This window comes from Bacillus thermotolerans (genome assembly GCF_000812025.2).
In the GTDB taxonomy this organism is placed as follows: Bacteria; Bacillota; Bacilli; order Bacillales; family Domibacillaceae; genus Quasibacillus; species Quasibacillus thermotolerans.
The window spans coordinates 1-12704 of record NZ_JWJE02000043.1; the positions used below are offsets into that span (position 1 = coordinate 1).

11 protein-coding genes and 1 rRNA gene are annotated in these 12704 nt (G+C 46.9%); 1 reads left to right on the forward strand and 11 read right to left on the reverse strand.

The features are described 5' to 3' along the window. From QY97_RS14280 to pdxR, 10 genes are all read right to left on the reverse strand, one after another. Positions 1-83, reverse strand: a 16S ribosomal RNA gene (locus tag QY97_RS14280); the annotation flags it as partial. Positions 84-340: 257 nt separating this feature from the next. After that, entirely contained in the window at positions 341-493 is a 153-nt protein-coding gene (locus tag QY97_RS20510) for a hypothetical protein (protein WP_157761907.1), read from the reverse strand. A gap of 255 nt (positions 494-748) precedes the next feature. Next, entirely contained in the window at positions 749-1618 is an 870-nt protein-coding gene (locus QY97_RS14285) for a fumarylacetoacetate hydrolase family protein (RefSeq protein WP_039234585.1), read from the reverse strand. A 379-nt stretch (positions 1619-1997) separates the two neighbouring features. Continuing rightward, the gene (locus QY97_RS14290) at positions 1998-3629 is read right to left on the reverse strand and encodes an acetolactate synthase large subunit (RefSeq protein ID WP_039234589.1); all 1632 of its coding nucleotides are present in this window, start codon (positions 3627-3629) and stop codon (positions 1998-2000) included. Between the two features lie 215 nt (positions 3630-3844). Then, positions 3845-4600 carry an SDR family oxidoreductase gene (locus QY97_RS14295; protein ID WP_099098567.1) on the reverse strand — a complete coding sequence of 252 codons (756 nt, stop codon included), beginning with the start codon at positions 4598-4600 and terminating at the stop codon, positions 3845-3847. Positions 4601-4725: 125 nt separating this feature from the next. After that, a complete protein-coding gene (locus tag QY97_RS14300) occupies positions 4726-5724 on the reverse strand; it encodes a C40 family peptidase (RefSeq protein ID WP_039234650.1) in 999 nt (332 codons plus the stop codon). 31 nt (positions 5725-5755) lie between these two features. Continuing rightward, positions 5756-6838 carry a dipeptide epimerase gene (locus QY97_RS14305; RefSeq protein ID WP_039234594.1) on the reverse strand — a complete coding sequence of 361 codons (1083 nt, stop codon included), beginning with the start codon at positions 6836-6838 and terminating at the stop codon, positions 5756-5758. A 16-nt stretch (positions 6839-6854) separates the two neighbouring features. Then, a complete protein-coding gene (locus tag QY97_RS14310; RefSeq protein WP_039234597.1) occupies positions 6855-8018 on the reverse strand; it encodes a DUF819 family protein in 1164 nt (387 codons plus the stop codon). Between the two features lie 98 nt (positions 8019-8116). Continuing rightward, a complete protein-coding gene (locus QY97_RS14315) occupies positions 8117-8434 on the reverse strand; it encodes a DUF3870 domain-containing protein (protein WP_039234600.1) in 318 nt (105 codons plus the stop codon). 326 nt (positions 8435-8760) lie between these two features. After that, complete coding sequence (gene pdxR, locus QY97_RS14320; RefSeq protein ID WP_039234603.1) at positions 8761-10155, reverse strand: MocR-like pyridoxine biosynthesis transcription factor PdxR; 1395 nt, start codon at positions 10153-10155, stop codon at positions 8761-8763. Positions 10156-10264: 109 nt separating this feature from the next. On the opposite strand from pdxR, the gene QY97_RS14325 reads away from it, so the two are divergent. Further along, the gene (locus QY97_RS14325; protein ID WP_039234606.1) at positions 10265-10810 is read left to right on the forward strand and encodes a pyridoxamine 5'-phosphate oxidase family protein; all 546 of its coding nucleotides are present in this window, start codon (positions 10265-10267) and stop codon (positions 10808-10810) included. 199 nt (positions 10811-11009) lie between these two features. Here the strand turns inward: QY97_RS14325 and QY97_RS14330 are convergent, their stop codons facing one another. Further along, on the reverse strand, positions 11010-12347 hold the full coding sequence (locus QY97_RS14330) for an MATE family efflux transporter (RefSeq protein ID WP_039234608.1): 1338 nt from the start codon (positions 12345-12347) through the stop codon (positions 11010-11012). Between the last annotated feature and the right edge of the window lie 357 nt (positions 12348-12704).

A 12704-nucleotide genomic window follows, 5' to 3' on the forward strand; every position in this document is an offset into this window, starting at 1 on the left:
AAGCTCCCTTCCGTCCGCTCGACTTGCATGTATTAGGCACGCCGCCAGCGTTCGTCCTGAGCCAGGATCAAACTCTCCAAAAAGATGTTTGCATTGCACAGGATGTGCAGGCATCTGCGTTGTCACAGGACGTGACGATCCTAGCAGATGATCCTTTACTCATAAATAAATCAAGAATTAACTGGCATGTATTTTGTTCAGTTTTCAAAGATCAATGTTGTCTTTCTTTTTTAAGAGTCAACTTTAATATCATATCATATTATAAAGAACAAAGTCAACATCTTTTTTATTTCTTTTTCAAAGCGCTATTTTCTTCGACAGGTAAATAATATTATCATGTCTAGAAAACAAAGTCAATCGTTTTTTCAATGATTTCTTTTTCGCTTTTACTTAACGCCGCCTCTTTCAATGGCGGAATATCAATATAACACGTCTCAAGAAATAAAGTCAACACAATGGACGAAGAATTATTTTCCAGCAATCCTTTAAGCAACGCTTAGTTTCGTCCTCTTCCTGACTCAGCTTATAAACCTCTGTCAGAACTGGCGATCCACGCTAACAACCAAACTATTCAAACTCAGACGGATTCCCTATAAAGATGAAAAGTTTTATCTATTATCTCTCTCCCTTTATATACTCTGCAGTTAATTTCTCTTGAATTTTGCACATTGAGTAATTATATATAGCATGCAAAATAAAAAGCCGCCCCGAGAAGCTGGCGGCTGTCTTTCTCGGACGGCATGACCCGTCAGGCTTTTAAATCTTTTACATGGTTCACAAGCTTTTCAAAGCCATCGATCTCACATTCCACCACATCACCGTCACGGATCACGACCGCTCCTGGCGTTCCGGTGGAAATAATGTCTCCAGGCAGAAGCGTCATGACCTTTGAATGGAAGGAGACGAGATTCCATGGAGTGAAGGTCATATTCGATACGATATTTTTTCTATGTACATTTCCATTAATAATAGTAGAAACGTGTAAATCTAACACATCTGTTACCTCATCCTTCGTGACAAGCTGCGGCCCAAAGCTAAAGAAGGTATCGAAGCTTTTCGAGCGGGTTAAATAGCGCGGGTTGCGCTGCAGAATGTCTTCTGCTGTCATATCAATGATTGTCGTAAAGCCGGCCACTACATCCGGCGCTTCCTCTTCCGATACGTCTTTGCACTCTTTACCGATAATAATGCCTAACTCTGCTTCCGCTGTTGTGCGGTCGGACTGCAGCGGAATATTAATTTGATCTCCAGGCCCGATAATGGTCGTATCCGGCTTCATAAAACTTGCCGGCTCCGTATTAGGCGCTTTCTCACTTAAATCGGAAGCGTGCTCTACATAGTTCAAGCCGATGCCCCAAATTTTTCTCGGATGCCGGTATAAAGGTGCATATTGGACGTCATTCGCCGGGATCCCTTCGCATGCTTCTATCGCCTGCTTCCCTTCAGCGTCATACCACTTCCGCATGTTCTCCAGCTGCCCGGATTGAATGATTTCAAATAGCGAGACAGGCCAGTCTGTACCTGACGTGCGGTTCACCTCTTCTAGCAGCACAGCTCCTTTATCCGTGATCACCGCTCCAAGCTCTTGTTCATTCCTTTTGATTGTTGCTAAACGCATGGTCACTCCATCCCCTTTTTCTCTGTTTATGAACCACAAACCGCTGCCAAATTCTTATCGCTTGATTAAAGAGTTGACTGAATGTTCTTGATTCATTTCTATTTTACAACATTTTTCTTTTTGTTTCCTCACTCAACTGTCGAGAATTGGAAAAATAAAAAGCAGACCAGATTGCCTGGCCTGCTCCTTACACTGCTCTATAATAAATGGTTGCTTTCGTATCATACACTTCCCATTTTTGTTTATTTGTATTGGCTCTTGATTCAGTTTCATTCGCTACCCAAAATCGAAAGAAACCCTTCCTGGTCCGTAGTCCGCACGTGGCCACAGAAAAGTTCTTGCCAAAAGGCCGGTCCACTCAGCCGGTTAGATCACTCTTCTAGCAAAGAATGTTGCCGAGCTTTTCCGTCAATTTCATATTCTCGCGATAATCAACAGGACAGTCGATCAGAACGGGTTTGTTTAGGCTGATCGCTTTTTCTAAAGCCGGCTTTAGCTCCTCGCTCTCTGTCACTTCTACCGCCTCAAAGCCATATGCTTTAGCTAACTGAATAAAATCAGGATTTCCAAACTTTATATGCGATGCGCGGCCGAATTCTTTCAATTGCTTCCACTCAATCAAGCCGTACCCGCCGTCTCTCCACAGTAAAATGATGACTGGAAGGTTTAGCCGCTTGATCGTTTCAAGCTCAGCGCTGGACATTTGAAATCCCCCATCTCCGCATACGGCTACAACATTACGATCAGGATGAACCATTTTTGCTGCGGCCGAAGCAGGAACAGCCACCCCCATGGAAGCCAGCCCATTAGAGATCAAGCATGTGTCCGGCTGATACGTATGGTACATTCTGGCCAGCCACATTTTATGAGCACCGACATCCGAAATAACGATATCCTCTTCATTTAACACCGCACGCAAGTCGGAGATAATCTTCTGCGGCTTCACAGGGAAGCCTTGATCATTCTCATACTCTGTCAGCTCTTTAAGGGCTTTTTCGCGCACCGATAATACCCATTGGTTATCTCGCTCTGTTTTTGGAAGAGCGTGTGCGAGCTCTTCTAAGTTATCATTCAGATTTCCAATGACATTCAGCTTGACCGGATAATGACCATCCGTTTCCGCTTCTCTTGTATCGATGTGCAGAATAGGCGTGCGACCATCCGGATTCCAATTCTTTGGAGGATATTCAGCCATGTCAAACCCAACCGCAATAATTAAGTCTGACTGAGCAAATCCGCATGTAATATAATCATCACCGCTTAACCCTGCCGTCAATAGGCTTAAGTCATGATCCCAAGGCATAGCCCCTTTCCCCATAAAGGAATGAACAACGGGGATGGAAGCTTTTTCAGCCATTAAACGCAAGTTCTCGGCAGCTTTCCCTCTTGCTATGCCATCCCCCGCTAGAATAAGCGGCTTTTTCGCTTGCTGAATGACGTCTGCGGCGTCTTTTATCACTCTTTCGCTTGCTTCCGACATCGTGTGATCCGTCAGATTTAGCGGAGTCCCTTTCACTTCCATAGCGGCTACATCTTCTGGCAAGTCAATGTGAACAGCACCTTGCTTTTCTTGCGTAGCCACGCGGAAAGCTTTCCGCACAACCTCGGGAACAATGTCTCCTTTTTTGATTTGAGTGTTCCACTTCGTTGCCGGTTCATAAATAGAAACAAGATCATAATACTGATGGGAGATTTTGTGCTGGCGGTCAAGCCCTGCTTGACCTGTAATGGCAATGACTGGCTGGTGATCCATGTTGGCGGTCGCAACGCCTGTTAACAGGTTCGTTGCCCCTGGGCCTAAGGTGGCTAAACACACGCCTGGTTTGCCTGTCAGCTTCCCGTATATGCCTGCCATGAAGGCTGCTCCTGTTTCATGCCTCGTTACAACAAACTCAATATTTGATTCCAAAAGCGCATCCATCACGTCGAGGTTCTCTTCTCCCGGTACTCCAAAAATATATTCTACTCCTTCGTTCTCTAAACATTTGACTAGTAATTCGGCTACTTTCATCTCTTCACACCTTCTTCCATGCGATTGATCTTTATTTGTCTCTCTCCTTCTTTTCCACTTTTTTGCTAGAAAAAACAAGATAGCCCAAATCTAGAATGGTTCTTGTTTTGAATTTTGCACATTGAACTTTAAAAACAAACCATAATTAGCTGCTACCATCTCTCAAATATAAAAAACAAGCCTAGATTAGCCAGGCTTGTTTTTTATATTAGCTATTAGTCCTTTCTCACAGAATGCTTCGGGCGGACAATGATTTCGTTTGTATTCACATACGCCGGCTGTGTTGCCGCATGGACGATAGCGTTAGCGATATCCTTCGCTTCAAGAGTTGTACGGTCCTTTTTATTATTCGTGCGTGTTTCAAGCACATCCGGGTCGGTAATATGGGTAGCCAGCTCGGTTTCTACCGCTCCTGGCGAGATATTCGTTACACGAATGCCGGTTGCAGCCAGCTCTTTTTCCATGCCCATCGATAAAGCGCGAACGGCATACTTCGTCGCAGAGTATACACTGCTTGTCGGGAACACTTCATGTCCGGCTACAGAGGAAATGTTAATAATGTGCCCGTTATCCTGCTCAAGCATGGTCGGCAGCACGGCGTGGATGGCATACAGCACGCCTTTAATGTTCACATCCACCATCTTTTCCCACTGATCGACAAGATCATTTTTCAAGAAGGACAGCAGCATGACGCCTGCATTATTCACTAGAATATCAATAGAGCCGAACGCTTCCTTCGTCTGCTTCGCCAGCTCCTCCACCTCTTCCTTGCTCGTTACATCGGTCTTTACGATGATGGCTTTGGCGTCTGTCTCCTGCTCAATTCTTTCCTTTAAAGCCTCCAGGCGTTCAGTACGGCGGGCACCGAGCGCCACGTTTACGCCTTGCTGGGCTAAAGCGATGGCTGTCGCCTCACCGATTCCGCTGCTCGCTCCTGTAATAATCGCTGATTTACCGTTTAATGACATGATTGGGACCTCCTAGTTTCTTCCTACATTTCATCATCAAGTGTACAGTATCCCCTCTTTTCTCTTCAATTCATACGCCTTGACAAACAAAGCCGCCGACCCATCTAATCGGTCAGCGGCTTTTCCTCTTATTGAATATATCTTCGTGCGCCCGCGTACTCTTCGCCATAGCCGGATGTTTCAATGTCATCGATACGGACATGCGTGGAGCTGTTAGGCGAGTGAATCATTTGGCCCTCGCCGATATATACGCCTACGTGATGAACCCGTCCTTTTCCTTGGTTGTACGCAAAGAAGACTAAGTCGCCAGCCTGCAGGTCTTCTCTTTCAACCGGCTGGCCGTGTGTCGCCTGTACGGAGGAATCTCTCGGAATGATGATGCCGTGTGAATGATACAGCGTGTACGTGAAGCCTGAACAGTCAAAGCCGAACCCTGACATGCCTGCCCACAAATAAGGAAGGCCTAGAAACTGCTTTCCTGTCTCTACAATGTCCTTCCCGGTCGGTGTGGGAATCGCTTCTTCATTCTTATAAATCGCTGCGTCGGCCTTTTTGAGCCATTTCTTCCCGTCAGTTGGTGTCGCGACGAGCACTTCGTCCTTCATTTCTTTTATAACCGGCAGGCGTGTATTGAAGCTTAACTCCTTAAACGGTTTCGTTGTCTGCTTGTTGTCATATAGCCAGGCCGTGTTAGATGTGACTAAGGCGAACGGCCGGTCGAGGTGGTTTTCAAAGCTCTTTCCTTTGGCCAGCTGCGCTTTCGGCATCCAGCCCGGATACCCAAGCTCATGGCGTGGTGTTGGCTGGTGATGAACCGCTACCTTCACCCAGTCGCCTTTTTCCTCTAGCACCGTGACCTTGGATCCGTACAGCGCTTGTGTTTCCAGGCTGCCGACGAGTCCGAGCTTTTCCTCATACATCATGCTCGTCGTCCACTTTCGCAAGTCAACTGGATTGGCCGCTGACGGCTCGTCCACTTCCCTTAAAATATCCGGCTCTGTCCATAAGGTGGCGGCCGTTACATCAATGTAGTACGTATTTGTGCTGTTCCCCTTTGCTTCCGCTAAGCCTGCACCTATAAAAAGCACACTCGCTAAAGCCAGCATGAATGCATACCATTTCTTCATTTTCGGCTTCATCCTTTCTCCCATTTATTTATTAAGAGGAAGAAGTGTTCTTCCTTTTAATCCCTAAGCCCGGCTCCTGGCTGACTTGAATCGTATCTTTTTCATACAGGATGCCTTCAAATTGCTGGTCTTTAATCCACAGCGGAGCATCTAAGTCGATTTTTGTGATGTTCGGATGAGCGACCGCCAGATGGATAGCGGCGGATACGCTGACCATGGACTCCATCATGCTCCCGATCATGCACTCCACCTCGGCGGCTTCTGCCATATCGGCAATTTGGAGCGCCCGGCGAATGCCCCCTGTTTTCATCAGCTTAATATTTAAATAATCGACGGCCTGCTCGGACAGGAGCTTCATCGCATCCATCGGAGAAAATAAGCTTTCATCTGCCATAATCGGTGTACGGACGTGCTGCTTGATGATCTTTAACCCTTGGATATCATGCGCTTTTACCGGCTGCTCGATCAATTCGATGTTCAGCTTTCGATTCTCCATTTCCGTAATGATGTTGAGTGCCTGATTGACGGTCCAGCCTTGGTTTGCATCAATCCGGATCGTCACTTCCTCTCCTACCGCCTCGCGTATGGCGTAAATTCTCTCCAAATCCCTCGGCCAGTCCTTGCCTGCCTTCACCTTGATAATAGAAAATCCGTCTTCGATAATCTTCCTGGCGTCCGCCATCATTTCTTCCTTGCCGCCCACACTTACCGTCATGTCGTTTCGAAGCTGATTCGTTTCCCCGCCAAGAAGTTCATAGAGCGGAATCTGCCAATACCGGCAAGCCGCATCATAGACCGCTATTTCTACCGCCGCTTTAGCGCTCGTATTTCCTCTGCATGATTTCTGAATCAGCTCGGAAAGAACGTGTAGCTTGGTGATTTTTTGCCCGATCAGCTTCGGCGCAATAACCTCTTTGATGACACTGACAATGCCTTGTGTGGAATCACCGGTAATGGCAACCGTCGGGGCAGCCGCTCCCATCCCTTTTAACCCGTTATCGAGCTGAATTTCCACGAAGACATTATCGATCGCCGTGGCTGTGCGCAAAGCGGTTTTAAACGGCTTGACTAGCGGCAGTTCTTCAACGGACACATGAATGTGTTCAATGTACATCGCTAACACCCTTTCTTTATAAAGCAGATAAAATATATGACGTCATAATTCCGTAGTAAGTGCCAAGCAGGCTTCCCAATACGGCCATTAAGATACCGATGGGGATCAGCGTTCGGTTGAAGGCCCCTGCTAAAATCGGCGCGGAAGCAATGCCGCCGATATTCGCAAGCGAGGCGACGCCCATCGTAAATAAGTCGAGCTTAAACACCTTCGCTAAAATCGCCATGATTAGGCCGTGGAAGAACAAGATCATAAAGCCTGAAATAATGTAAACCGGCGCCTGGAACAGCTGAGAGAAATCCGCGTGAGAGGCGATCAGTCCGATCACGATATAAAGCATGACTTTGGAGATTTCCATCGAACCCGGCAGCTTGCCTATTTTGGTGACCGCTAAGATCAGACCGACGGCTGAAGCGATAATAATCGTCCAGGTCGTCGCATTCACCGCCGCGCCAAGCTCGGGCAGGCTCTCGCCAATTTTTGTCGCTGCGACGGAAACGAATAAGCTCAAAGCCAGGAATCCGATCAACTCCACAAAGCCAAATGTGTGATTTTGATCCTTTTCTTCCACCTCCAGCTGTGCGGTGATCTCATCAATGTAGGATGTGTCTGCCTTTGTCCATTTATTGAATTTCGCCGCCAGCGGCACGAGCCAGAACAAGAACATGACCCAAATCGAATAGTTCACCGTGTCCATAATCAAGGCGTAGCCGAATATATTCTCCGGCACATCCAAAATTCCTTGTAAAATGACCATGTTCGCCGACCCGCCTGTCCAGCTTGCGCTTAAGGCGGAGAACGCCTTCCATGTTCCTTCTGCGTAAAAGCCTTGAAGAAGAGCAAATGTAATAGTAAAGCCGCCGACAATACTAATGGAAGCAGCGAGGAACGTCAGCAGCATTTTCGGCCCAAGACGAATAATTTTCCGTAAATCGCAATGAAGCAGCATCAGCATGAGCATTGCCGGCAGCAAGAGCCCCCGAATTGTGCCGTAAGCGTTTTCAACAGAGTCACTCGCTGAAAATACCCCGAACGTTTTCATCAAGGCGGCACCTAAGTAAATAAGGACAATCCCTGGTACGTATTGAAAAAACTTGCCGCCGATCTTTTTCTCCGCAATCGCAACCGCAGCCGTGAAGGCCAGCAGAAAACAGACAAACGTGACACCATCTTGAATCATTTTTCTCCCTCCTGTTAGTAAAAAAATAAAAAATCCAGCTGCCAGAAGAATGGAACCTTCCAGCAGCTGGATTTCAATTGCGTGAACAAATGAAGCAGCTACTCTTGAATAATTTGATTGTATTTAATATACGCGTTTTTAAACGCGACCGTTAAGGCTTTTTGGGAAGCGCCAAAATATCTGTTCTCGATTTCCTCAATAATGTCTTCCATATCCATGATCGAACGGCCTACAAAGATCGACTGAACGAATCGGGACGTGAGGGAGATTGTCGAAGAACATTCCGCTTCCATAATTTCATGGCTGTCACGATCAATGACAAGACCGATAAAGTACGTATTGAATTGCTGCATAATCGGGTTATTGGACGCTGTTTTGCTGTCCCCGATGACGTAAATTGTCCGTTTATGAAACACGAAGGTTCCTCCTGCCATTCAGCTATCGCGCGGGGCATCTGCATGGGATACATGTAGATGTTCGTCGCAATATGTATGGTACATTTATTTTAATATACTATTGAAAAATTTACAATATTTAAAATTGGTTTTTTATAGAAGAATATGATAGTTATGTAGACTGCAGGCAAACTAGTTTTTATCTTAAGATGAGGCTGCCCGTTTCCATTCCAACGGGCAACGGATTACAAAGCTTGGATAGCTGTATGATCTTCACGTATATAAATGAGGTCTTCTACTATCCTTTGATGTGGATTTATTCATTAGGTCAATATGTTTCTCCCTCTTCACGGGAGGCAGCTGGCGAGTAACTGGACCCCTTTTTCAATTTCTTCAATTGATAATCCACCAAAGCCCAACATAATATAAGCATTGCCTTCGGTGGTTGGGTTAAGCCAAAACCTTGACGGGGAATAAACTTTGACCCCCTTCTCTAGGCCGCTTTCGATGAGCTCAAGAGCTTTTGCCTCTTTTAGTTCCAATAAGATATGTAAGCCTGACTTTTCTCCCACCACCTTGACTTGAGTGCCCATATATTGTTCAATGCTCCTCAGCAACGCCTGATGTTTTCTTTGATACACCTTGCGCATTCTTCGAATATGCCTTTCAAATTCCCCTGTTTGCATGAACAGAGCCATAGCCCTCTGAATAATAGGAGAGACAGCTTGGTTATACGCCGCGCACGTTTGTGAATATTGAGCCATCAGAGAAGGCGGGAAGACGATATAACTTAACCGGGCTGAAGGAAGAAATGATTTAGAAAATGTGCCTAAATAAATGACCCTTTCCTGTTCATCCAGGGATTTTAGCGAAGGAATCGGATGTCCCCGGTATCGAAATTCGCCGTCATAATCATCCTCAATAATGTACCCTCCAGTTTGATAAGCCCACTTTAGTAATCGCATTCTTTTGGAAATGGACAGAATCATACCAAATGGAAATTGGTGAGAAGGCGTTACGTATGCGGCTTTTGCCCTGCTCGTTTGAATGTGCTCTACGGACAATCCATCCTTCTCAAGAGGCACGGGATCAATCTGGCATCCCTGATCCTCCAAGACCGACCGAATTCCGCTATAACCCGGTTCTTCCATAGCCACAGTGTTTCCCCGAAGCGCTAAAAGGTGGCAGATCAACGCCACAGAGGCTTGAGTCCCGGCCGTTATAAGAATCTGTTCTGGCGCAGAGCGTACACCTCTGGATTGCAGTAAATAGTTTGATATTTCCCGCCTTAATTCAAATTCTCCCTGATTCTCATTATATTGAAATAACCAGTTGCTCTCTTGATCCACTGCGTCTGACAGGCATTTCTTCCACTGCTTCAAGGGAAACTTTTCAAGGTCGACATTTCCATATTCAAAATCCACAAGGACTTCGCTTGGAGGCTTAGATTCCAACATAACAGGCTGTTCCACCTCAAGCGGACGCAGTAAAGGCTTCTCCATTTCAGCTACCCATATTCCGCTTTTAGGGACACTTTCGAGGTATCCTTCCGCTTGCAGCTGCTGATAGGCTGCCTCCACCGTATTCCGGCTGACCTTTAAATGAGTCGTAAGCTGGCGAATGGATGGCATCTTCATTCCTGGCAAGAGCCGGCCTTCTTCAATTTCCTTCTTAATCCAATGATACAGCTGGCTGTATAAAGATTCTGGCAGCTCCTTGTTTAAAAACGGGGTAAGTTCCATTGTTAACCCTCCATCTGTCCCTATTAAACTTTTTAATTCTGTCCCTTTTACTATGTACAGAATTTTCATAAAATGATTTTATCATTTATAAAGAAGGATGGGATGAAACATGCAGAAGATCCGCCAGGAAAAAAGACTATGTACAGACGATAAGCGTATTGATCAGTTTTTAAGCCACGCACGGACAGGCTACCTTGGATTAACGGATAAGGAGAATCCTTATGTTGTTCCTTTAAATTTTATCTGGATGAATGAAGCTTTGTATTTTCATGGAGCTGCGCACGGGAGAAAAATCGATTTGATCCAGGCCAATCCTAACTGTTGTTTCACCGTATGTGAAGAATACGGAACCACGGTAAGTCCGATACCCGCCAAGACCGATACGGCCTACATGAGTGTGATGCTGTTTGGAGCCCTGGAAAAGGTAACAGATTTACAAGAAGCGACTACGGCCATGCAGGCCATGCTGGATAAGTACGTGCCCGGCTATTACGATCAAAGCCTTTCATCGTCTCATGTTGAGAAATACCGGTCCTCACTAGGGAGCCATACAGTTGTTTTTAAACTCACTCCGAGCGTACGAACGGCGAAAGAAAATCCATTAGATCCGCAATTGGCTTTCTATCCAGGCAGGAATGTTCAGATGGATACCTAAATCTGGCCCCATTGTTGAATACAAGCGAAACACCGCTCTTCAGCTAAACAGCCATGCTCGTTCAACCAACACCTTTGTGTGAACAGAGCCTATAATAAAAGCCCTTCTCGGATCAGAAGGGCAAATACATGACGTCCAAAAAACAAGTTCGCTTGAAACCAAGCGAACTGTTCTCATTTACATCGAATAAAGCACACCCTTACCCTTTCGCAAACAGCTCCTTCTCCTTCCAGCCGCCAAACCGGAAATAAAGGAACGCGCACAGGCTGCTGATGACAAAGCTTAAACCGATCCCCAGGGCGACGCCCGGTTCCCCGAACCATTCCGCAAAGGCAGCAGACATTGGATATCTCAGCACCCAGAAAGAGATGATATTTAACACCAATACTTGCATCATTGCGCCCGATGCTCTGACGACCCCGTTCAATACAAAGTTCAGGCCCAGGAACGGATAGAAAAAGGCCACGAGCCGCACATATTCACCTCCAAATTCAACCGCCGCTTGATCCGCGATGAACAGACGGATGCTCCAATGGGAAAACAGGAAAAGCAAAACCGCGGCCGCTAGCATAATCGCTAAGTTCAAAAAGACGGCGTATGTGGTGATTTGCTTCACCCGGTCCCATTTGCCGGCCGCAATGTTTTGCCCGGCCATGCTGTTTACGGCTGTGCCAAGCGCTTGAGCCGGCAGAATGAGCAGGCTGTCGAGGCGCTGGGCCACTCCGTACCCGGCCACCGCGTGACCGCCAAACGATGTGACGACACTCATAATCGCCGCAGCCCCGGCTGAAATGACCATCATTTGCAGGCCGGCCGGAATGCCCTGGCTTAAAATGAGCGCGGTCTCTCTTCTCGATGGAAGCGACGGCACCGAAAACGGAATGAGCTTGTGGCGCAGGCTGATGAACAGCCCATATAAGAAGGCGGCCCCTTGAGCCACGACGGTGGCATAGGCAGCTCCTTCAATTCCTAAGCCTAGCGTATGAATAAATAAAGGATCGAGCACCGCATTCAGAAGGACAGCCATAAACACAAACCGGATCGGCGTTTTACTGTCGCCGAGTGACCGGAAAACCGTGCCGATGAAGTTATAGCCGAATAAAAACAAAATACCGATAAAGTTAATCTGCAAATAGCTGACCGCTTCAGGAACCATCGCATCCGGCGTTCCCAACAGCCGCAAAATATCCTCCGCAAGCAGGACGCCGAGCGCACCGAGCGCAATCGCCATGCTGGTTAACAGAACGACAAACGCATTTACGTAGCTCCTTAGCTGCTCGGAATCTCCTTTTCCTTTTAGCTGTGACAAAATCGTCAGCGTGGCATTATTGATGCCGATAATGAAGGAAAGCACAGTAAAGATCACCGTACTCGAGATCGCCACCGCGCCGAGGGCATTCGCCCCGAGCAGGTTTCCGACCCATAAGCTGTCAATGAGCTGATAAGACACCTGCAGCAAATTCGTCAGCAGGATCGGTGTAGAGAACGTCAGCAGCTGCCGCCAAATATTTCCGCTCGTAAAGTCTTGCTGATTCATAGAAAATCTCTCTCCTCTTCTCTGTCTCTATCATACCCTCAACCGAACAAAGGACATAAAGATCTGCTTGCTTCCTTTATCCAAAATAAGCCGCCACTAGGGGCGGCTTCAGACGGCAAACAAACTCGTCTTTATCTTAGGATAAAGGCTGCCCGTTTCCACTCCAGACGCTTCGCTTTCCGCGGGGCGGGCGGTGAGCCTCCTCAAGCTTTGCTCTGCGGGGTCTCACCTGTCCCGCTCATCCCGCAGGAGTCTACGCGCCTTCCATTCCAACGGGCAGCGGCTTATTAAGTTTGGCTAGTCGCTTGATCTTCACGTACATAAAGAGCCAGCTTTTCAAACAAGCATGCCCTCTCT

Excerpts from the sequence above, each read along its gene's own strand:
- QY97_RS14285 (WP_039234585.1), bottom strand. The coding sequence starts at position 1,618 with ATGCGTTTAGCAACAATCAAAAGGAATGAACAAGAGCTTGGAGCGGTG.
- QY97_RS14325 (WP_039234606.1), top strand. The coding sequence starts at position 10,265 with ATGCAGAAGATCCGCCAGGAAAAAAGACTATGTACAGACGATAAGCGT.
- QY97_RS14290 (WP_039234589.1), bottom strand. The coding sequence starts at position 3,629 with ATGAAAGTAGCCGAATTACTAGTCAAATGTTTAGAGAACGAAGGAGTA.
- QY97_RS14305 (WP_039234594.1), bottom strand. The coding sequence starts at position 6,838 with ATGTACATTGAACACATTCATGTGTCCGTTGAAGAACTGCCGCTAGTC.
- pdxR (WP_039234603.1), bottom strand. The coding sequence starts at position 10,155 with ATGGAACTTACCCCGTTTTTAAACAAGGAGCTGCCAGAATCTTTATAC.
- QY97_RS14300 (WP_039234650.1), bottom strand. The coding sequence starts at position 5,724 with ATGAAGAAATGGTATGCATTCATGCTGGCTTTAGCGAGTGTGCTTTTT.
- QY97_RS14330 (WP_039234608.1), bottom strand. The coding sequence starts at position 12,347 with ATGAATCAGCAAGACTTTACGAGCGGAAATATTTGGCGGCAGCTGCTG.
- QY97_RS14310 (WP_039234597.1), bottom strand. The coding sequence starts at position 8,018 with ATGATTCAAGATGGTGTCACGTTTGTCTGTTTTCTGCTGGCCTTCACG.